General features: G+C 72.5%; 19 protein-coding genes. 10 read left to right on the forward strand and 9 right to left on the reverse strand.

What is annotated here, in order from left to right:
* Both AB0D28_RS06220 and AB0D28_RS06225 read left to right on the forward strand, forming a co-directional pair.
* Positions 1-787 (forward strand): ABC transporter ATP-binding protein (locus AB0D28_RS06220; RefSeq protein WP_357382797.1); only part of this gene is annotated, 787 nt, incomplete at its 5' end.
* Positions 788-821: 34 nt separating this feature from the next.
* Positions 822-2,345 (forward strand): class I SAM-dependent methyltransferase, encoded by a 1,524-nt coding sequence (locus AB0D28_RS06225; RefSeq protein ID WP_357382799.1) that lies wholly within the window; start codon positions 822-824, stop codon positions 2,343-2,345.
* 79 nt (positions 2,346-2,424) lie between these two features.
* Here AB0D28_RS06225 and AB0D28_RS06230 read toward each other — a convergent pair whose 3' ends face one another.
* The 8 genes from AB0D28_RS06230 to AB0D28_RS06265 form a co-directional block, all read right to left on the reverse strand.
* The gene (locus AB0D28_RS06230) at positions 2,425-2,787 is read right to left on the reverse strand and encodes a metalloregulator ArsR/SmtB family transcription factor (RefSeq protein ID WP_357382801.1); all 363 of its coding nucleotides are present in this window, start codon (positions 2,785-2,787) and stop codon (positions 2,425-2,427) included.
* A 94-nt stretch (positions 2,788-2,881) separates the two neighbouring features.
* Positions 2,882-3,289 carry an arsenate reductase ArsC gene (locus AB0D28_RS06235; protein ID WP_357382803.1) on the reverse strand — a complete coding sequence of 136 codons (408 nt, stop codon included), beginning with the start codon at positions 3,287-3,289 and terminating at the stop codon, positions 2,882-2,884.
* A gap of 14 nt (positions 3,290-3,303) precedes the next feature.
* Positions 3,304-4,389, reverse strand: a complete 1,086-nt coding sequence (arsB, locus tag AB0D28_RS06240) for an ACR3 family arsenite efflux transporter (protein ID WP_357382805.1) — start codon at positions 4,387-4,389, stop codon at positions 3,304-3,306.
* 32 nt (positions 4,390-4,421) lie between these two features.
* Positions 4,422-4,805: a metalloregulator ArsR/SmtB family transcription factor gene (locus tag AB0D28_RS06245; protein ID WP_357382808.1), complete on the reverse strand. Its 384-nt coding sequence runs from the start codon at positions 4,803-4,805 to the stop codon at positions 4,422-4,424.
* Between the two features lie 86 nt (positions 4,806-4,891).
* A complete protein-coding gene (locus AB0D28_RS06250) occupies positions 4,892-5,677 on the reverse strand; it encodes a DUF2470 domain-containing protein (protein ID WP_357382810.1) in 786 nt (261 codons plus the stop codon).
* A 152-nt stretch (positions 5,678-5,829) separates the two neighbouring features.
* Positions 5,830-6,126, reverse strand: coding sequence for a DUF1540 domain-containing protein (locus AB0D28_RS06255; protein ID WP_013286940.1), 297 nt, complete (start codon positions 6,124-6,126; stop codon positions 5,830-5,832).
* Positions 6,127-6,472: 346 nt separating this feature from the next.
* Positions 6,473-7,150: a response regulator transcription factor gene (locus AB0D28_RS06260; RefSeq protein WP_357382813.1), complete on the reverse strand. Its 678-nt coding sequence runs from the start codon at positions 7,148-7,150 to the stop codon at positions 6,473-6,475.
* Positions 7,147-9,102 (reverse strand): sensor histidine kinase, encoded by a 1,956-nt coding sequence (locus tag AB0D28_RS06265; protein WP_357382815.1) that lies wholly within the window; start codon positions 9,100-9,102, stop codon positions 7,147-7,149. Before AB0D28_RS06265 ends, AB0D28_RS06260 begins: the two co-directional genes overlap by 4 nt.
* 215 nt (positions 9,103-9,317) lie before the next feature.
* On the opposite strand from AB0D28_RS06265, the gene AB0D28_RS06270 reads away from it, so the two are divergent.
* The 3 genes from AB0D28_RS06270 (at position 9,318) to AB0D28_RS06280 (ending at position 11,227) form a co-directional block, all read left to right on the forward strand.
* The gene (locus tag AB0D28_RS06270; RefSeq protein WP_357382817.1) at positions 9,318-9,497 is read left to right on the forward strand and encodes a hypothetical protein; all 180 of its coding nucleotides are present in this window, start codon (positions 9,318-9,320) and stop codon (positions 9,495-9,497) included.
* The gene (locus AB0D28_RS06275; protein ID WP_357382819.1) at positions 9,494-10,507 is read left to right on the forward strand and encodes a cupin-like domain-containing protein; all 1,014 of its coding nucleotides are present in this window, start codon (positions 9,494-9,496) and stop codon (positions 10,505-10,507) included. Before AB0D28_RS06270 ends, AB0D28_RS06275 begins: the two co-directional genes overlap by 4 nt.
* Positions 10,508-10,636: 129 nt before the next feature.
* A complete protein-coding gene (locus AB0D28_RS06280; RefSeq protein WP_357382821.1) occupies positions 10,637-11,227 on the forward strand; it encodes a VanZ family protein in 591 nt (196 codons plus the stop codon).
* A 78-nt stretch (positions 11,228-11,305) separates the two neighbouring features.
* On the opposite strand, the gene AB0D28_RS06285 is transcribed toward AB0D28_RS06280, so the two are convergent.
* Positions 11,306-14,011, reverse strand: a complete 2,706-nt coding sequence (locus AB0D28_RS06285) for a sugar-binding protein (protein ID WP_357382823.1) — start codon at positions 14,009-14,011, stop codon at positions 11,306-11,308.
* Between the two features lie 529 nt (positions 14,012-14,540).
* Between AB0D28_RS06285 and AB0D28_RS06290 the strand changes: the two genes are divergently transcribed.
* The 5 genes from AB0D28_RS06290 (at position 14,541) to AB0D28_RS06310 (ending at position 20,635) form a co-directional block, all read left to right on the forward strand.
* The gene (locus AB0D28_RS06290; RefSeq protein WP_357382825.1) at positions 14,541-15,689 is read left to right on the forward strand and encodes an ROK family transcriptional regulator; all 1,149 of its coding nucleotides are present in this window, start codon (positions 14,541-14,543) and stop codon (positions 15,687-15,689) included.
* Between the two features lie 204 nt (positions 15,690-15,893).
* Entirely contained in the window at positions 15,894-16,946 is a 1,053-nt protein-coding gene (locus tag AB0D28_RS06295) for an extracellular solute-binding protein (RefSeq protein ID WP_357382827.1), read from the forward strand.
* A gap of 61 nt (positions 16,947-17,007) precedes the next feature.
* Entirely contained in the window at positions 17,008-18,081 is a 1,074-nt protein-coding gene (locus tag AB0D28_RS06300; RefSeq protein ID WP_357382829.1) for an ABC transporter ATP-binding protein, read from the forward strand.
* Entirely contained in the window at positions 18,078-19,826 is a 1,749-nt protein-coding gene (locus AB0D28_RS06305; protein ID WP_357382831.1) for an iron ABC transporter permease, read from the forward strand. The genes AB0D28_RS06300 and AB0D28_RS06305 overlap by 4 nt, the downstream gene beginning before the upstream one ends.
* On the forward strand, positions 19,814-20,635 hold the full coding sequence (locus AB0D28_RS06310; protein ID WP_357382833.1) for a creatininase family protein: 822 nt from the start codon (positions 19,814-19,816) through the stop codon (positions 20,633-20,635). Before AB0D28_RS06305 ends, AB0D28_RS06310 begins: the two co-directional genes overlap by 13 nt.
* Positions 20,636-20,681 lie beyond the last annotated feature (46 nt).

The raw sequence follows: 20,681 nt of genomic DNA on the forward strand, positions 1-20,681 counted from the left end.
GACCGGCCCACCCACCGCGTCCGGCCCGGCCGCCCGGCCCGCCGGCCCGCGCGGCGCGGCGGCGCTGGACGTCACGGTGCGCCGGCACCACTACGACGACGGCCCGCTGGTGCTGGCCGACGTCGAGCTGCGCCTGGCGCCGGGGGAGCGGGTCGCGCTCGTCGGTGCCAGCGGCGCCGGCAAGAGCACGCTCGCCGGCATCGCCGCCGGGATCATCGCGCCCACCGACGGATCGGTACGCCTGGACGGCGTGCCGCTGACCGGGACGGGCGAGGCCACCACCCGCCGCGACGTGGCGCTGGTCAGCCAGGAGGTGCACGTCTTCGCCGGTGCGCTCGCCGAGGACCTGCGCCTGGCCGCCCCGGACGCGACCGACGCCGAGCTGCTCGACGCGCTGGACCGGGTCGGCGCCACCACCTGGCTGCGTACCCTGCCGGACGGGCTGGCGACGGCGGTGGGCGAGGGCGGTCACCGGCTCACCGCCGCGCAGGCCCAGCAGGTCGCCCTGGCCCGGCTGGTGCTGACCGCGCCCGCCGTGGCCGTGCTGGACGAGGCGACCGCCGAGGCCGGCAGCGCCGGAGCCCGCGACCTGGACCGGGCGGCTCTCGCGGCCACGCGGGGGCGGACCACGCTGATCGTGGCGCACCGGCTCAGCCAGGCGGTCGGCGCGGACCGGATCGTCGTGCTCGACCACGGCCGGATCGTGGAGCAGGGCACGCACGAGGAGCTGCTCGCCGCCGACGGCCGGTACGGGCACCTGTGGCGCTCCTGGCGCGTCCCGGTATGATCACCGACCGCTCCACGGCCCAGGCGAGGTGCCCATGACCGACCTGCCGACCCGCTTCGTGCTCTTCCCGGGGCGGCACCACCTGCTGACCCGGTTCCAGGCCGACTACCTGAGTCGGCTCGCCGGTGACGAGGCCACAGTGGTCTGGGCGGTGACGTCGGCCAACCACGAGAACACCCGTCGCAATCCCGTCGCGTACCACAGGCGGGAGGCCGCGATCGAGCGGTTCAGCGTGCTGACCGGGCTGCGCTCGCTGGCCGTGCCGATCTTCGACACCGCGTACACGGACGCGTTCGCGGAGGTGACGCTCAAGAGCATCGCGGTGGCCACCGGCATCGACCTCGTCCCGGCCGACACGGTGGTGGCCTGCTCCACCCCGGAGGTCGCCGAGCTGTACGAGCGGCTCGGCTTCCCGATCGCGCCGGTCGAGGCCGACCCGGACCTGCCGGAGACGCCCGAACGGCCGTGGGACGTGCTGCTGCGCCTGGCCGCCGGCGACGAGACCTGGCGTACGCTCACCCACCCGGCGACGATCGACGTGTTCGAGCGCTACCGGCTGGTCGAGGCGATCCGGTCGGTGGTGAACGACCCGCTGGTCGGGGACGAGGGCGGCCTCACCGTGACCCGCGACTACCGGACGTACGTGGAGGCGTTCGCCTCGGCCGCGCACCGCAAGTGGGACTCGGTGCGCCGGTACGTGCAGCCCGGCCGCATCGTGGACATCGGCTGCGGCGCGGGCTCGGTGCTGGAACTGGCCGACCGGGAGGCCGCGCTGCGGGAGAGCGACCTGATCGGCGTGGAGGTGGCCCGCCACCTCTACCAGGAGTGCCTGCACAAGAAGGCGCAGGGCGTGTTCCGCAACGCCAACGTCTACTTCTTCCAGCGCAACGTGCTCGGCGGCGCGGTGTTCAAGGACCGCTCGGTGGACACCACACTCACCTTCGCGCTCACCCACGAGATCTGGTCGTACGGGCGGCAGCGGGAGTCGCTGCTGGAGTTCGCCCGCCGCATCCACGACCACACCGCACCCGGCGGCGTGTGGATCAACAGCGACGTGTGCGGACCCGACGACGGCGGCCGGCCGGTGATCCTGCGGCTCGCCACCGACGACGGGGACAACCCGGCGACACCGCGCCGGGATCTCGCCGACCTGTCCTCGGCCGAGGTCAGGCGGTACGTCTCCGGACTGTCGACGCGGGCGCGGCTGGACCAGTTCGCCGTGGACTTCGCGTTCGGCCTCGCCTACGAGCCGCTGGCCGGCGGCGCGGTCCGCATCGCCCTGGGCGCGGCGATGGACTACCTGACCCGCAAGGACTACACCGACAACTGGCTGTCGGAGACGAGGGAGCAGTTCTGCGGCCTCAGCTTCGCCGACTGGACCGGCCTGCTCACCGAGGTGGGTTTCGAGATCGGCCCGGCCTCGGCCCCGGTCCGCAACGACTGGGTGATCGACAACCGGATCGCGCCGGTCGCGTCGCTGACCGACCCGGACGGCCGGCCGCTGGACTGGCCGACCACCCACGTCCTCACCGTCGCCCACCGCCCGCGCAACGCCTGATCCACCGGCGTCGCCGGAACCGGCCGTGGTGCGGCCGGGCCGGCGGGCGCCGGGGTACTGGTGCTCTGCGGTCCCCGGCTCAGCGGACCTTCTTCGTCGGCCGTTTACGAGGCGGCGTCAACAACTCGGCGATCGCCGAGATCGCGGACGGGACCAGGCGGTAGTACGCCCACACACCCCGCTTCTCCCGCTCGATCAGGCCCGCCTCGGTGAGGATCCGGAGGTGATGGCTGACCGTCGGCTGGGAGAGACCGAGCGGCGCGGTGAGGTCGCTGACGGACGCCTCGCCGTCCGGAGCGGATTGGATCAGGCTGAGCAGGCGTAGCCGGGCCGGATCGGCGAACGCCTTCAGCACTCCCGCGAGCCGTTCGGCGTCGGCGCGCTTGATCGGCTCACCGGCGAGCGGCGAGATGGCAGGGGTGGCAGTCTTCGCAGTTCCCACGCCTGCATCGTTGCACCAACTCCGGCCGCGTGCCGGTGCAACCAGGACCGGACCACCGTCAGTGCGACGCCGGCGGGTGACCGTACGGGCGGTGTCAGGCATCGGGGCGCAGCTCGGCGAGCAACCGTTCCACCCTGGTGCGGATCTCGTCCCGGATGGGACGCACCGCGTCGACGCCCTTGCCTGCGGGGTCGTCGAGCTTCCAGTCCTCGTACCGCTTGCCGGGGAAGACGGGGCAGGCGTCACCGCAGCCCATGGTGACGATGACGTCCGAGGACTCCGCCGTCTCGTACCGGAGGAGCCGGGGGGTCTGACCGGTGATGTCGATGCCGACCTCCCGCATGGCCTCGACGGCGGCAGGGTTGACCCGGTCGGCGGGTGCGCTGCCGGCGGACCGGACCTCGACGGTGTCGCCGGCGAGGTGGCGCAGCCACCCGGCGGCCATCTGGGACCGGCCGGCGTTGTGCACGCAGACGAACAGGACGCTGGGCTTGCCGCTCATCGGGCCTCCGTATGTCATGGCCGGGTTCCCGGCGTGGCGAACAGGCGGGTGCGGGCCCACAGCGACACGTAGACCAGGCCGACGAGAACCGGGACCTCGATCAGCGGGCCGACGACACCGGCGAGAGCCTGGCCGGAGGCGATCCCGAAGGTGCCGATCGCGACCGCGATGGCCAGTTCGAAGTTGTTGCCCGCGGCGGTGAACGCCAGCGTGGTGGTGCGTTCGTAGTTCAGGCCGATGGCCCGGCCGAGCAGGTAGGAGCCGGCCCACATGAGGGCGAAGTAGGCCAGCAGCGGCAGGGCGATGCGGGCCACGTCGACCGGCCGGTCGGTGATGGCCTCGCCCTGCAGAGCGAACAGAACGACGATGGTGAACAGCAGCCCGTACAGTGCGACGGGCCCGACCCGGGGCAGGAATCGCCGCTCGTACCAGTCGCGGCCCCTGGCGCGCTCGCCGAGGCGGCGGGAGAGATAGCCGGCGAGCAGTGGGATGCCGAGGAAGACGAGCACGTTGCCGGCGATGTCCCAGCCGGAGACCTCCAGCGCGGCGCCGTCCAGACCGAGCCAGCCCGGCAGCACGGACAGGTAGAACCAGCCGAGCAGGCCGAAGGCGAGGACCTGGAACACCGAGTTGATGGCCACGAGGACCGCTGCCGCCTCCCGGTCGCCGCAGGCCAGGTCATTCCAGATGATGACCATCGCGATGCAGCGGGCCAGGCCGACGATGATCAGACCGGTGCGGTACTCCGGCTGGTCGGCCAGGAACACCCAGGCCAAGGCGAACATGAGTGCGGGACCGACGATCCAGTTGAGGATCAGCGACGAGACCAGGAGACGCCGGTCGCCGGTGACGGTGTCGAGGCGGTCGTAGCGGACCTTGGCCAGCACCGGATACATCATGATCAGCAGGCCGAGGGCGATGGGCAGGGAGATGCCGCCGACCTTGACGGCGTCGAGAGCGTCGTCCAGGCCGGGAACGATCCGGCCGAGCAGCAGGCCGGCGACCATGGCCAGGCCGATCCAGACCGGCAGTAACCGGTCCAGGCGCGACAGGCGTGCCGCCACCGGCGGGGCGTGGCCGGCCCCGGTGAGGGTGCTCATGGGTACTCCTGTGGGTGTCGGCGCCACAGCGGCTACCGCTGCGCCGCGGCGGCCGGATCGATCGACAGCAGGCCGGCGAGCTGGCGCAGGATCTGCGGCCGTGGGCGGTAGTAGACCCAGGTGCCCCGCCGCTCGGCGTCGACCAGGCCCGCCTCGCGCAACGTCCGGAGATGGTGGGAGATCGTCGGCCCGGTCAGGTCGAACGCCGGTGTCAGGTCGCACACGCACACCTCGCCGGCCTCGGCGGAGGCGATCATCGACATCAGCTGCAGCCGTACCGGGTCGCCGAGGGCCTTGAAGGCGGGTGCGAGGACCGCAGCCGTCTCGGCCGGGACCCGGCGCTGCGCCAGTGAGGGGCAGCACGACGGGTCGGCGTCGAGGTCGACGAAGGGGATCGGCGGCTGCTGATTCGACATGCCTCTAGGTTGACAGGTATCTAATCAACGTGCAAGCCCCCCGGCCGTGCCCGCCGCCTCGCCGTCACCGTCGCACACCTCGCCCGCTAGCGGGCGAGCAGCGTCCGCAGCGCCTCGGCCAGGCCGGTGCCCGAGGTGACCGGGCGGGTGAAGGGCAGCCGGGTGTCGGCGTGACCGTCTGCCCGCTCCGCGCGCAGCACGATGCCGCCGGTGTCGAGCGCGACCGGGACGATCCGGGTCGCGCCGGTGCTGACGGCGGGGTCGACGAGCGAGGCGAGCCGGTCGAGGACGTCGCCGTGGCAGCGGGCCAGGTGCGCGAGGTGGGCGGCCTCGTCGACGGCGATCGGGTCCGGCCGGGCGGCGAGGTACGCGCCGGGGTCCACCGCGACGGGAGCGGCGGCCCGGTCGAGGACGATCTCGTCCGGCTCGATCGCCCACAACGCCACCGGGGGCAGGTCGAGCAGCGACATGACGGTGACCGGATCGCAGGCGTCGAGGACTGCCGGGTCGAAGCGGCGGACGGTGCCGAGGACCCGCAGCCGGGCCCGCACCCGGGAGCGTACGGCGACCGGGGCGAGGTCGGTCACGTCGAGGCGTACCGCGCCGCGGTGGCCGCGCGCGGCGACCAGCAGGCCACCGGTGCGGCTCATCGCGTCGACAGCCAGGACGATCGTGCCGTCGGGGAGGACGACGTGGGCGCGGAGGAGATCGGCTGTGGTGTCGCCGAGCGTGAGCCGCAGCGAGGAGGCGGCGCTCAGCACGCACCGGGCGGCGACGGCGTCGCGAGGCGTGGCGGTGACCGCCGACGGCCCCACGATGAGCGGGGCGACGCCGGCCGGCAGGGCCGGGCGCCCGGCGGGGTGCAACGCCATGTCTGTCTCCTCGGCCGGGAAGGGTGATGTCGGCCCAGGTCAGACGGTAGTAGGTAAGGCTTACCTGTGCAACGGCGGGTCGGGTGCCGCACATGCGGTACGGGTCACGACGGTGACCGTCGTGACCCGTACGAGCGCGGTGTCCGGATTCGTCAGGCGGGCTGGTAGGTCAGGCAGTCGCTGACCGTGGCGCCCGGCCCGACCGTGATCGACTCGGCCGTGCACGCGAGGTTGGTGTTGAACACGCACTCGGCCCGCGCGCACGCGCCCACCGCGCCGGTGACCTCAGCGATCCCGCCGCTGAGCGACGACTCGACGAAGGTCGCGCAGGAGGCCGCGTCGGCGGACGCCGCGACGGTGATCGCGGGAGCGTGACAGCCGTTGTCGTTGAAGCTGCACGCGGTGGCGGCGCACTCACGTACCGGCGGAGACTGCAACAGCGTCTTCATGGTGCCTCCAAGTCATGCGGGCCGGCGGAACGGAAAGGCCGGCCTCGTGGTGCTCGAACGCCATCTGGTATTTGCCGAGCGGCCGGTTCGCAAACCCGTCGGCCGCCAGTTCGGACATGCTCACCCTAACAACGGAATACGGGGCCGGTGGCGGTTAACCGCCGTTTCCGTGTGGTGTCCGGGCTCGGCGAAGATGAGCCTTGCCTTCGTTAGGGAAGGCTTTGATTCCTCGCGCGTGCTGCTCTTTACCGATCCGCTCCCGGCCTGGTCAGGTGCGCGGGAATCGGCACCCGGCACCGGTGCGGAATCGCCCGGGATCGGAAAGCGGAACTGCGCGGCCCGCCGGTCAGCGGGCCCGGGACGGAGGCAGTTCCGGGGCGTTCGGCACACCGATACCGTGGTCGCGCGCCCGGGCTATCGCCTCGGCGCGGCTGCCGAGGCGGAGTTTCACCAGAATGGCGGAGACGTTGTTGCGCACCGTCTTGGCGCTCAGCCCGAGCCGGTGTGCGATGAGCGGGTTCGACAGGCCCCGGGCGAGCAGGTCCAGCACCTCACGTTCCCGTTCGGTCAGCTCCGGGAACGGGCCGTCGGCGCGGGCGCCCAGCAGGGCGGCCGCGCGGTCGGCGAGCGGACCGCCGAGGACCAGATCCCCGCCGGCCACGCCCCTGATGCCCCGTTCCACGTCCGCGGCCGACGCGCCCTTGAGCACGTAACCACGCGCTCCGGCACGTACCGCGGCGACGAGTGAGGCGTCGTCGTTGAGCATGGTCACCACCAGCACCCGGACCTCCGGGTGCGCCCGGCTCAGCGCGCGGGTGGCCTCGATCCCGGATCCCTGACCGAGATGCAGGTCCATCAGCACCACGTCGGGCCGGGCCCGGTCGACGAGCGTCCCGGCCCCGGTCGCGTCGGCGGCCTCGCCGACGCACTCGATGCCGTCGAGGGTGTCCAGCAGCGCGCTCATGCCGAGCCGGAAGACCGGGTGGTCGTCCACCACGACGACGCGGATCGGGCGGTCGGTCACCGGCGCTCCAGGGGGACGGTCAGGCAGACGGTGGTGCCACGGGAGGCGGCCGGTCCGACGGTCAGCGTCGCGCCGACCGCCTGCGCCCGTTCCCGCATGGCGTGTAGGCCCACGCCCGGGCGGACCGGCCCGGCGGCCACCCCCCGGCCCTCGTCGGTGACGGTGACCCGGAGCAGGTCCGGCCGCCGGTCCAGCGACACGGTGCAGGTGTCCACACCGGCGTGCCGGTGCACGTTGCGCACCGCCTCGGCGGTGACGCCGTACGCGGCGGTGGCGACCGGCTCCGGCAGCGGGTCCAGCGAGGCGGGAGCCCGCATCACGATCCGCAGCCCGGCCCGCGCGTACTGCGCGCGCAGCACGTCCAGGGCGGGGCGCAGCCCGCCGTCGGCGAGCACCGGAGGCAGCAGTCCGTGTGCCATCTCCCGCACCTCCGCAGCCCGGGCGGTCAGCTCCTCGGTCAACCGGTCCAGCAGCTCCTCGGCCCGGTCCGGGTTGCGGCGCAGCAGGTTGCGGGTGGCCGCCAGGCCCAGTCCGATGCCGCTGAGCGCCGGCCCGAGGCCGTCGTGCAGGTCCCGGCGCAGGGAGCGGCGCTCCTCGTCGCGTACCTCCGCCAGCCGTTGCCGCGACCGGGCCAGATCCCGGTTGGTGCCGACCAGCTCCACCATCGCGGCGACCACCGGGGCGAGCACGGCGAGCGCCTCGCCGGCCCGCTCGTCGAGCAGCTCGCCGGGCCGGGGCCAGGCGTGCAGGTGGCCGACGAGCCGGTCGCCCCGCAGCAGCGGCACGGTGACCGGCGGGCCGCCCTCACGCGGCGGCGGCTGCGCCTCGTCCTCGGTGATCAGCACGTCGGCCAGCCGTAGCGCGGTGGCCACCGCCGCGCCGATGTCGCTCGTGCTGCCGCCGCTGCGCACCACGCGGTGCAGCAGGAGTTCGGGCGCCTCACCGTGCACGAGGCCGTCCACCCGTCGCTGCACGAGCGCGCGGACCGGCTGGAACGCGGCCGCGATCGCGCCGGTGACCAGCAGCTGCGGCAGCGGCACGGCCCGCGGCAGCAGCCGGTCGAGAAACGCGACCGCCACGCAGTAGGCGGCGATCACCATGGCGGTCATCAGGTACCAGACCAGGGTGCGCCGCACGGCCAGCCGCATTCCCCACAACTGCTGGCGCAGCACCACCACTGCCACCGCGGCGGGGAAGAACGCCTGGGAGGCGAGCATCAGCAGCGCGGGCGCGGTCGGCGGCGCCACCGCCGGCGGCAGGAGCGTGGTCAGGAAGGCCAGGGTGAGCAGCGCGCTGCCCGCGGTCACCCAGCCGAGGCCGTTGCGCCGTGTGGGCTCCCCGCGCCGCCACCGCCACGCGACGCCGGCGGCGGCCAGCACGCCGAGCACGACCAGCGCGTACGGCAGCACGGGCGACAGCTGTAGCAGCAGCGCGGCGCGTGCCTCGCGCAGTTCCGGCGTCAGCGGCACCACGCCCACCGGAGGCGGCGCGGTGACGAGGACGGCCACCGTCAGCGCCACGTACCCGAGGCCGGCCGCGACGGCGATCCGCTCGAGCCGGCCGGGTGGCCGCTCCGGCAGCAGCCAGGGCATGACCACGACGAGCGAGTAGAGGCCCGGCACCCAGGCCCAGTGGTGCAGGGCGGTCAACAGCGCGGGCCCGCCGACGGCGAGCTGCCACTGGCCGCAGCACGCGGCGAGCGCGCCGCCGAGCGCCGTCGCGGTGGCGATCCACCCCGGAAGCCGGCCGCCGCTGCGCCGGCGACTCAGGATCAGCCACGCCACCGCGCCGTAGACGACGCCGTCGAGCAGGTCGACGAGCGAGTAGAGCTGCGTGGCGGTGAACGGGGGAGTCGCCACCGCCCAGCCGGCGACCGCGCCGAGGGTGAGCACGCCGGTGGCGGCGAGGACCGCCCAGGCCACCGCCCTCCGGGTACGGAAGTCGTCACGCATGTCGGGTCCACTGTGTCAGGACGCACGGCGCCGGGGACCACCTGAACGGAGTGAGCCGGATGGCGGGCCGGGCGGGGGTGTCCCGGCGGCCGGGGGCGGATGTCCCGGCCGGGACGGGACCGGGGATCGGCCGTGCGGCGTGGTGGCGGCGTCCCGGGCCGGACGGGATCGGCGTCCCTGGCGGACCGGGACGCCTCTCCACTTGACTGCCCGGCATGACCGAAACCACGCCGGACCACATCCCGGCCCACGTCAAGAATTCCTACGTCAACTGCTCCGAGTACACCCGGGCGCCCCGGCTCACCCCGCCGCCCACCGACGGCCGCGTCGACGCCGTGGTGCTGGCACTACGGCCGTCCGCGCCGGCCGCTCCGTCCGTCGAGGCCACCCGGTGACCGTGGCCGCCGCGCCGGGCCTGCTCCCCGTCTGGCGGGAGTGGCTCGCCGAGAACCTGGCGATGGGAGTCGCCGCCGGGCAGGCCCGGGCGGCGGCCGTGGCCGGCGGCGCGGACGCCGACGCCGTCGACGCCGAGCTGGCGGCGCTCGCCGACCATCCGTACTTCGCCGTCTGCCGGCGGCTCGCGCTGCGCTACGACTGGATGGAGTCGGTGCTGGACACCTACCGGGTGCTGCGCGACGACGACGGGGGCCGCGTCCTGGAGCGCCGGGCCGACATCACCGCCGAGGAGTTCTTCGGCCGTTACTACTACGGCAACCGGCCGGTCGTGCTCGACGGCCTGATGGCGGACTGGCCGGCGCTGGACTGGACACTGGACCGGATGGCCCGGAGCTGCCCGGACGCGGTCGTCGAGGTGATGACCGGCCGGGAGGCGAACCCCGACCACGCCTGGCAGTACGACAGGCACCGCACCACCATGGCCTTCGTCGACTACCTGGCGATGCTCGGCTCCGGCGCGCGGACGAACGACTACTACATGGTGCCCCGCAACGAGAACTGGAACGGGGCGCTGCGGGCGCTCGCCGCCGACGTGCGGCCGCCCGCGCACCTCGTCGACCCGGCCGGCGGCGGCCACCTGCTGCTGGGACCGGCGGGCACCGTGACGCCGCTGCACGTGGACAACAGCACGGTGCTGCTCTGCCAGGTGCTCGGCCGCAAGCACGTCCGGCTGGTGCCGTCGTACCAGCGGCATCTGGTCCACCCCCGCGGCGGGACGTTCAGCGCGGTGGACGCGGCGCGGCCGGACTTCGACCGCCATCCCCGGTACGCCGAGGCGACGGTGCTGGAGACCGTGCTCGAACCGGGGCAGATGCTGCTGGTGCCGGTCGGGTGGTGGCACTGGGTGCACGCGCTCGATCTCAGCGCCACCGTCACGTTCCACCACTTCCGGGTGCCCGGCCAGAATCACCGGATGGCCACGCCGCCGGCGGCCCGCGCCGACGGGTGAGGACCGGGGGCGTGCCGGCCGGGCTCCCCGCGTACTCGACGGGACCGGCCGGTGCTCGCTGACGACGACGCGCGGCGGGAGGCAGGATGGCACCCGGACGGCCGCCGGCCGGACGGAGGTGGAGGTGGCGTGGTCGCGGGATGGCACGGCTGGTTCGGCACGATCACCGGGGTCGTGCTCGTCACGGTGGCCGCGTTGCCGGCCGCCGCGCTCGCGGTGTGGCTCCTGGCCCGCCGGCGCGGCGCCGGGGCGGCGGTATGGCGCAGGTCGGTGGCCGAGGTGGGCATCGTCTACGGGACCGCGCCCTGGGTCTGGATGATCATGCTGCCGGGGGAGCGGGCCGGTGCCGTCCCCGGCCGGGTGAGCCTGGTGCCGCTGCGGGACCTGCTCACCGTCCTCGCGAGCGGGCCGCTGACGGTGACGGTCCAGATCGTCGGCAACCTGCTGGTCTTCGCGGCGCTCGGGTTCTTCGCCCCGCTGCGGTTCGCGGCGCTGGCATCGGTGCCGCGGATCCTGGCGCTCGCCGCCGGCTGCTCGGTAGTGGTCGAGGTGGCGCAGTACGTCCTGCGGCTGGACCGGGTCTCCTCGGTCGACGACGTCCTGCTCAACGCCGCCGGGGCCGGGCTGGCCGCGCTGGCGTCACGCCGCTGGTGGCGAGAGCCGGCCGAGGCGCCGGCCGCGATCGGCGCCGGTCCGCCGATCGGCTCACGGTCCGGGTAGTACGACGGCACGATGGGCCGGGCCTGCCGGCCCGGCCCATCGCGGCGCACGCGTCAGGTCGACGCGCTCACCGTCCGGTCAGCTCAGCGTCTTCGCCGAAGCGGTGGTGGCGCCGTCGTGCTCGTACGAGACGAGCAGCGAGGTGCCGGCCGGAAGCGACCCGGTCACCGGCAGGACGAGCGTGCCCTCCTTGCGCAGGTCGGCCTTGGCCTGCGCCACGACCCGGGTGCCGTCCCAGACGAAGGCCCGGGCGGTGCCCGCCTTCTTCACCTGGAGCTGGACCGACACCTTGTTCGCGGTGTGGGTGACCTTCTTGATCTTCACGGTGTCGTCCGGCAGCTTGGCGTAGCCGCCGGGCGCCACCCCGTCCGAGACGGACTGCAGGAGGGTCTGCGGCGAGTCGACACTCAGCGCCGCGGTGTCCGGCATGATCGGAGCCTTCGGCGCCGACGGCTTCGCCGCCAGGTCCGGCAGCGTCGCGTTGCCCCAGCGCCACGGGTCGGCCCGTACGCCGCTCCAGGTCGACCAGCCGACCCGGGTCTGCGCGGTCAGGTCCTGCGTGTCCGAGTCGTTGACCAGGATGTTCAGGCCCATCCGGTTCGGGTCGATGGTGTCCGGCAGCACGCTGAACGGGATCTTGACCTCGATCCGGTACCCCGTGTACGGGTTGCTGGTCACGACGGAGGCGATCTCCACACCCGGCGCGGTCTCCGGGCCGCCCTGGTGGTTGTCCCGCTCCCGGGCGAAGCACGGCGGGTTCCCGTTGGCCGGGTCGTTCGTGGCCGGGAAGAGCGCCATGTTGAACACGGTGGAGGTGTTCGCCGAGTTGCCGCGCGGGTCGATGCCGAACTCGATGTTGTCGTTACGCCGCGGACGCTTGCAGTCCTCCGGCGGCAGGACGGTGCCGAGCACGTCGTCGGTGATGGTGAAGAGGGCGTACAGGGCGTCGTCGGTGTGGGTCAGCTGGGCGGTGCCGGAGATGTCCGACGCCGGGGCGGCGGTGCCCTCCCAGCGGGTGGAGATGTCGATGACCTCGCCGGTGTACTCGTGGTCGTGGGCGTGCCCGTCCACAGTCGGCGCGGTGGTGGCCTTCGGGATCGTGGTGACCGGGACCAGGTTGAACGCGCCGGGCTCGCTGGCGCTGCCCCCGGTGTAGCTGGTCTCGATCTGCACCCGGTAGGCGCCGTTGTCCGGCGCCCGGTTGGCCGTCGGCAGCGACGTGTCGGTGTTGGTGACGGTGAACGTCACCGAGGTGCTGGCGCCCGGCTGCAGCCCGCTGTACGGCACCTGCTGCTCGGCCACCGAGAAGCCGGCGGGGACGTTCAGCTTGACCGCGCCGGACTCGACGCGGGTGCCGTGGTTGGTCAGGTTGACCTTGACGCTGCGGGTGCCACCGCTGGGGATGTTCAGCAGGGACTCGATGAGCGCGTCGAGCTGCTGGGTCTTGTTCCGCACGGCCCACGCGCGGAAGTCGGCGATCTCCTCCAGCGGCTCCAGCGTGCCGCGCACCGGCGCGGTGCCCTGAACCCGGGCGCTGCTGGTGCCGCTGCCGTCCTTCTTGCTGGTCAGCGTGGCGTCGAGCTTGAAGCGGGTGCCCACCTCGACCTGCGCGGGCGGCGTGACGGTGAAGGTCTTCACGACCTGCTTACGCGGGGTCAGCGTGCCGACCTCGCCGTTGCCGCTGACCGTCCAGCCGGCCGGCACGTTCAGGGTGACCTTGGCGCCCGGGATGGCCTTCTCGGCGTACAGGACGGTGTCCACCTTGATGGGCTGGCCCGCGACGGCCTCCCAGGTGCGCGGACGCACATGGACCTCGGTGCCCAGCGGCAGGCCGCCCGGGGCGCGCACGGTGGCGCCCTGGAGCGCGCCCGTGCCGGCGCCGACGTTCGGGTCCGGGTACGGGGTGCGGGTGTCGATCAGCGTCAGCCGGTTGCAGCCGATGGCGTCGGGGTTGGTGGTCGGGAAGGAGCTGTTGCCCCAGCCCTGCGACACGTACTCCCGGCGGGCCCAGGTCTGGACCGTGTTCCACCGGTTGCCGTCGTGGCGCGCCGACTCGTAGCCCTGCCAGGTGCCGAAGACGACGTTGCTGGCCTCGGCCGGCGTGAACGTGGTCTCGCAGGCGGGGCCGTTGCTGGCGGTGCCGCTGCCGCCGGTCTGGAAGATGCGGGAGACCCGCCAGGGCGCGAGGCCCTCCTTCTTGATCTGGTCCGGGAACGCCTTCGGGTCGGCCGCCGCGTAGAAGGCCTCCACGGCCAGCATGGCCGCCTTCTGGTGGTTGCCGTGGTTGCCCTGCGTCGCCGACGGGTTCATCGTGAGGATGACCTCGGGCTTGGTGGTCCGCAGGACCCGCACGATCCGGGACAGCGTCTCCTGGTGGCCCCAGACCTCCTCGGTCAGCGGGGCGCTGGCGGTGTACCAGAAGTCGAGCGCGTCCAGGTTGTAGATGTGCTCGACGCCGGCCCAGCCGACGGCCTTGCGCTCCTCGGCCTCCCGCAGGATGCCGAGCTCCGGGCCCTCTTCGAGACCGGTGGCGTTGCCGCCGCCCTCGCCGCGGGTGGTGGTGATGACGCCCGCCTTCATGCCGTGATACTCGTTCCAGTATCCGAGCATGCCGAGCTGGCCGGCCTCGTCGTCCGGGTGGGCGCCGATGAACATGATGTCCAGGTCGACGGGCTTGTCGGACTTCTTCGGTGCTGCGTTCTGGGGGTTGGCCTGGGCCGGAGTGGCCAGGCCCAACGACAGCAGACCGCACATGGCGATCGCCGCGCTGGTGCGCCATCTCATGGGCATACCTCTTCGTCTCGAAGCGGGAGTGCTGCGGCTGGGGGACGGTCACGGACCCGGCGCGGGCCGGCTGACCCGGTGGCTCGCGTCGGGTCCGTGACACGGACAGCTGTCCACTGAGGACCACGCGTCCTCACTGGTCGTGGTGCTCGACAACGGGATGGTGGTTACGCGCACCGTCACGGCGTGAGCGGTGCAGACGGTGGGAACGGGTCGATCCACCGGAAGGCCTTCGGGCCGTAACCTAGGGATCTTGCGGAGGTGTCGTCAATAGCCCTCGCCGACTTTCTTCCTTATTCGAAGAAACGATCCGCCCAGCTCAGCGGTCTGTGTGTCGAAGCGGCAGCAGGCGCGGGAAATACTTTGTCCGGGTTTGCGGGGCCAATGTGGACGCGAGGGCCCAATTTTGCGCGCCATGTCGGGGTGGCCCCGGCCCGCCCGGCTTGCGGCTTCCCAAAAATTTCCTGGTCGGAGCGTCGAGATCATCTCGTTACTTGACGCCACACTTTTTTCTCACTAGGAAGAAAGCGTGTCTGACAAAGCCCCGACCAGCCCGGTCAGCCGTGAGCGGTCCCGTGAGATCAAGCGTCTCTCGGTGATCTTGGCCGCCCGGCAGGCCCGACGGCTGTCCCGGGTGGACCTCGCCGAGATGACCGGCCTCTCGGCGGCCACCGTGACCGCGCTCGTGCGGGAGCTGGTCGCCGAGGGCTACCTCATCGAACGCGGCCCTGGCGCGCCCACCACCGGCCGGCCCCGGGAGATGCTCGAGTTCAACCCCCGCGCCGAGCTCGTCGCGGCGGTGTCGCTGGAGCCGCCCCGGATCAGCTGCGAGATCGCCGACAGCGAGGGCGCGGTCATCGCGCACCGCGTCGCGCGTCTCGGCGCGGACGTGGTGGAGACCGTCTGCGAGTTCGTGCTCGACCTGGTCGGCGACAACCTGCCGTCGCTTCGCGGCGTCGCGATCGCGGTGCCCGGGGTGTCCAGCAACGGCGCGGTACGCCTCGCGCCGTCGGTCGGACTGGTCGAGGCGTGGCCGATCGGCGAGTCGGTGCAGCGGCGGCTCGGCGTACCGGTGGTCGTCGACAACGACGTCAACCTCATGGCCGCCGGCGAGTGCGTCGCCGGCGCCGGCGCGGACGTGGCCAACCTGCTGCTGATCCACGTTGCCGACGGCATCGGCGCCGGGCTCGTGCTCGACGGCAAGGTCCGCCGCGGCGCCAGCGGGGCCGCGGGCGAGGTCGGCTTCCTGCCGCTGGGCGGCGCGACCGAGCGCCGCTACACCGGTGTGGGCGAGTTCGAGGCCCAGTGGTCGGTGAACGCCATAGCGGAGCGGGTGGTCGCGCTCAACCCGGGCCGCCGGCCCGAGTCGCCGGTGCGGGAGCTGAGCCGGCTCGCCGCGACCTCGGCGCCGGCCCGCGACTACCTCGACGAGGTGCTCGGCGCCTGGGCCGGGCTCATCCTCTCCTGTGCCTGCGTGGTCGATCCGGGGCTGGTGCTGCTCAGCGGCGCCGCCGCGGAACTCGACGACGCGGCCCTGGACCAGCTCCAGGCCCTCGTCTCCGCCCGGACGCCGGCCCCCACCGAGGTGCGCCGCGCCACCCTGGGCGACCAGGCCGTGCTGCACGGAGCGATCAGCTACGCGCTCTCGGCCGCGGTGCCCCGACCCTCGCTTCCCTGACCACCACCCGACCCCGGCCCCCGACTACCCCTGACCCCGGCCCCGACACCACACCCACCCCATCGTCACCGCCGTCCTCGCGGCGACCGCGTCCGTACGCCGGACGGCCGGTCGCGGCGCGATGCGGCACACCCCGGTCCCGGGACGGGATCGCACACCGACTTTCCCCGCTTCCGATAGTTCCCCCGCAAAATGGAGGTACCAATGAAACGTCGTTTGGCCCTGGCCGTCGCGTTCAGCGCACTGCTTGCCGTCAGCGCGTGCGGCAGCAGCGACGACGACAAGGACACCGGCTCCTCCGGCTCCGCGTCGGCCGAGAAGGTCGTCATCTACAGCGCCCGCGACAAGTCGGTCACCGACTACGTCGTCGAGCAGTTCACGGCCAAGAACCCCGAGTACAAGGGCAAGGTCGAGGTGCTCAACATGGGCGCCCAGGAGGTGCTCGAGCGGGTCCGCGCCGAGAAGGCCAACCCGCAGGCGTCGGTCTGGTGGGGCGGCACCCAGCAGGGCCTCGCCGCCGGCGCGTCGGAGGGCCTGCTGGAGTCCTGGCAGCCGTCCTTCGCCTCGAAGATCGACGCGCGGTACAAGGACGCCGAGGGCCGCTGGTTCGGCGAGATCCTGCTGCCCGAGGTCATCATGTACAACAACAAGGCGCTGACCCCGGAGACCGCGCCGAAGGACTGGGACGACCTGGTCGACCCGAAGTGGAAAGACAAGATCATCATCCGGGACGTGGCCGCCTCCGGCACCATGCGCTCGATCTACGCCTCGATGATCCAGCGCTTCACGGCCGACGGGTCCAACCCGCAGCCCGGCTACGACTGGCTGCGCAAGCTCGACGCCAACACCGTCGAGTACGCCGCCAACCCCAGCGACCTCTACCTGAAGATGTCGCGTGAGCAGGGCGTGGTCAGCGCCTGGAACCTCCAGGACATCCTGCTGCAGGCCAACGAGAAGATGCCCTTCGGCTACGTGATGCCGGCCTCCGGCGCGCCGGTGCTCGTCGACGGCGTCGCGGCGGTCAAGGGCGGCAACAGCGAGGGCGCGAAGAAGTTCCTCGAGTTCCTGTTCGACGACTCGCTGCGGGCCAGCCTGGCCAAGGACTACTTCCAGATCCCCGCCGTCGACATCGCCGAGAAGCCCGAGTGGCTGACCAAGCTCGACCTCAAGCCGATGGACGTCGACTGGAACGTGATCGGCAAGAACGAGACCGCCTGGATCACCCACTGGAACGCCCAGATCAAGGGTAAGGGCTAAGACGCTCGGAACCGGGCCGTGCCTCGGCACGGCCCGGCTTCGTCCTGGAAGGACCCACGAAATGATCGATGTCCGACTGACGGCGGTCAGTAAGCGCTTCGCCAAGTCGAGCGACTCCGCGGCGGTCGATGACGTCACCGTCACCATCGGAGCCGGCGAGTTCTTCACGCTGCTCGGACCGAGCGGTTGTGGCAAGACGACGACGCTGCGCATGGTGGCCGGCTTCTACTTCCCGACGTCCGGTCACATCCACTTCGGCGACGACGACGTCACCCACTGGACGCCGAACAAGCGGGACACCGGCATGGTGTTCCAGAACTACGCCCTGTTCCCGCACATGACTGTGGCGCAGAACGTCGCGTACGGGCTCAAGGTCCGCCGGGTCTCCCGCGCCGAGCAGGCCCGCCGGGTCACCGAGGCGCTCGCCCAGGTGCACCTCGCCGGGTACGGCGACCGTCGCATCGACGCGCTCTCCGGCGGCCAGCAGCAGCGCGTCGCGCTGGCGCGGGCCCTGGTCATCCGTCCCCGCACCATGCTGCTCGACGAGCCGCTGTCGAACCTCGACGCGAAGCTGCGCGAGGAGACCCGCGCCGAGATCCGGCGCATCCAGCGGGAGAGCGGCACCACCTCGATCTACGTCACGCACGACCAGGCCGAGGCGATGGCGATGTCGGACCGGATCGCCGTGATGGAGTCCGGCCGGGTCCAGCAGGTCGGCACCCCGCACGAGGTCTACTACCAGCCCGCGAACGCGTTCGTGGCCCGGTTCATCGGACGCAGCAACGTGCTGAGCCTGCCGGTGACCGGCGCGACGGAGCAGCGCGTCCGGGTACGCCTGCCCGGCGGCGCCACCATCGAGATCGGCGCGCCCACCGGACACGGTCTCGCCGAGGGCGACACCGCGCTGGTCTCCGCGCGCCCCGAGCACATCGCGCTCGGCGGCGACGACGAGACTGCGGCCATGCGCGGCCGGGTCAGCCACGTCGAGTTCACCGGCATGGCCACCCACGTGACCGTCGACGTCGACGGCGACGACGTGATGGCCGCCCTGGTCGACGCGCCCGCCGGCATCGCGCTCGGCGACGTCGTGGGCCTGCGGCTCACACCGGAGCGGCTCTGGGTGGTCAAGCCGTGACCGCTGCGACCCCGACCGCCCCCGGCTGGGCGGCGGCCCTCGGCCGGCGCCTGGCCGGCGGGGCGAACTCCCGATGGTTCCCCTACCTGCTGGTGCTGCCGCTGGTCCTGGTGCTCTGGGGCTTCGTCGTCCAGCCGATGTTCGCCACCTTCCGGGAGAGCGTCAGCGCCAACGGCAGCGACAACTACCTCCAGTTCCTCTCCTCCTCCGGGGTGGCCCGCGAGTCGCTGTTCACCTCGCTGTTCATCTCGGCCGCGAGCGTGCTGCTCTGCGGCGTCGTCGGCGTGGCGATGGCGTTCCTGCTCAAGCGGTTCCACTTCCGCGGCCGGCGGCTCATCGAGGCGTTCATCCTGGTGCCGGCGGCGCTGCCGCCGCTGATCGGCGCCGTGTCCTTCCAGTTGCTCTACAGCAACATCGGCATCGTGCCGCGCGGCCTCCAGGCGCTGCTCGGCACCGACAAGCCGGTCCTTGCCTTCGACGGCATCGCCGGCGTGCTGGTGGTGCACACGTTCACCATGTACCCGTTCTTCTTCCTGGCCGCCTCGGCGGCGCTGGCCGGCATGGACCCGTCGGTCGAGGAGGCGGCGTACAACCTCGGCGCGGGCCGGGTACGCGTGTGGCGCACCGTCCTGCTGCCGATGCTCACCCCGGCGCTGATCTCGGCGTCGCTGCTGGTCTTCATGACGTCGCTGGCGTCCTACACCGCGCCGCTGCTGTTCAACGTCAGCCAGACCATGACGATGCAGATCTACATCAACCGCACCAACGGCGACCTGCCGATGGCCTCCGCGTACGCCTCCGTGCTCGGCATCGTCTCGATCATCTTCCTGCTGAGCATGCGCTGGTACGAGGGGCGGCGTAACTACCAGTCCCAGTCCAAGGGCGTCTCGGCGGTCCGGCGGGAGATCACCAACCCGATCGGCCGCTGGCTGGCCCCGCTCGCCTCGGTGCTGGCCACGCTGGTCCTGCTCGCCCCGGTCGGCGCGATCGCGCTCGTCGCGTTCTCCGAGGACCGGTCCTGGACCACCGAGGTGCTGCCGCCGACGTACACCTTCGAGAACTTCGTCACCATCTTCACCGACCCCAAGGCGTTCCAGCCGATCCTCAACTCGGTGCAGATGAGCCTCCTCGCGGTCGTGGGCTGCGTGGTCATCGGCGTGCTCGTCGCGTACGCGGTGCGGCGGCTGACGTTCGTCGGGCGCGGCCTGCTCGACGTGGCCGTGATGATCGCCTGGGCGCTGCCCGGCACCGTCGTGGCGATCAACCTGATCTCGGCGTTCAGCACCGGCAACGCCTTCAGCTTCGGGCAGGTGCTGGTCGGCACGTTCTGGATCCTGCCGCTTGCCTACTTCGTGCGGTTCCTGCCGATCGTGTTCCGGTCCAGCTCCGCGACGCTGGCGCTGATCGACCCGTCGCTGGAGGACGCGGCGCGCAACCTGGGCGCCTCCTGGCTGCGCGCGTTCTACACGATCACCGTGCGGCTGATGCTGCCCGGCGTGCTCGCCGGCGCGTTGCTGGCGTTCGTGCACGGTGTCGGCGAGTTCGTCGCCTCGGTGCTCATCTACACCTCGTCGACGGTGCCGATCTCGGTCGCCATCAACAACCGGATGTACAGCTTCGAGCTGGGCACCGCGGCCGCCTACGGCATGCTCCAGGTGCTGCTCATCTTCGTGGTGATGTGGTTCTCCGGGCGGCTGGAGAGCAGCCGCACCGCGACCCGGAGGGCCGAGCAGTGGACGAACTGATCGAGCGGTGGCGGACCGGGGGAGGGCTGCTCCCGGTCACCCGGGTGCCCGGGCACGCGTTCGCCGCCGTGACCGAGGCGGCCGACCTGGCGGTGCTGCCGGTCGGCGCGGTCGAGTGGCACGGTCCGCACCTGCCGATCGGCACCGACCTGATCCTGGCCGAGGGCTTCGCCGGGGAACTGGCCACCGGGTCCGCCCGGGCGGTGCTGTTCCCGGCCACGCCGTACGCCGCCTGCCCGGGCCAGACCCGGCAGTGGCCGGGCACCGTGGCGCTGCGGCCGGAGATCGCCGTCGGCTACCTCGCCGACGTGCTCGCCGGCATCGTCGAGGCGGGCTTCACCCGGGTGCTCGTGGTCAACGGGCACGACGCCAACATGTCGACCGTCCGCGCCGCGATGGAGTGGGTGTCCGGGCGGCACCGGGCCAGCATGATGCTGGTGAACTGGTTCCAGCTCGTCGGCCCGGACGAGACCACCGAGATGTTCGGTGAGCTGCCGGCCCGGGGACACGGCGGCGCGTACGAGAGCTCCGCGGTGCTCGGCTTCGACCCGGACGCGGTGCGCCTGGACGCGGCGCCGGACCTGCCGCCGAAACCGAAACTGCCCACCCCGTACCCGTACGTGCTGGTGGAGTCGCGGCCGGATCCCTGGCAGGGCTGGTCGGGCCACGTCTCGCTGGCCGGCCGGGAGGCCGGCGACCGGATCCGCGTCACCGCCGGCACCCGCCTGCGCCAGCTGGTCGAGGCGTGGCTGGCCGCGCCGCTGCCCGGGCCGCCCGGCGCCGACCGGCCGGACCGGACGACCGGATGACCACGCGCGGCACGCCGCACGACAACGCACCACCTCGGGAGGCCAC

This window comes from Micromonospora sp. NPDC048169 (assembly GCF_040652815.1).
Classification (GTDB): Bacteria; Actinomycetota; Actinomycetes; order Mycobacteriales; family Micromonosporaceae; genus Micromonospora.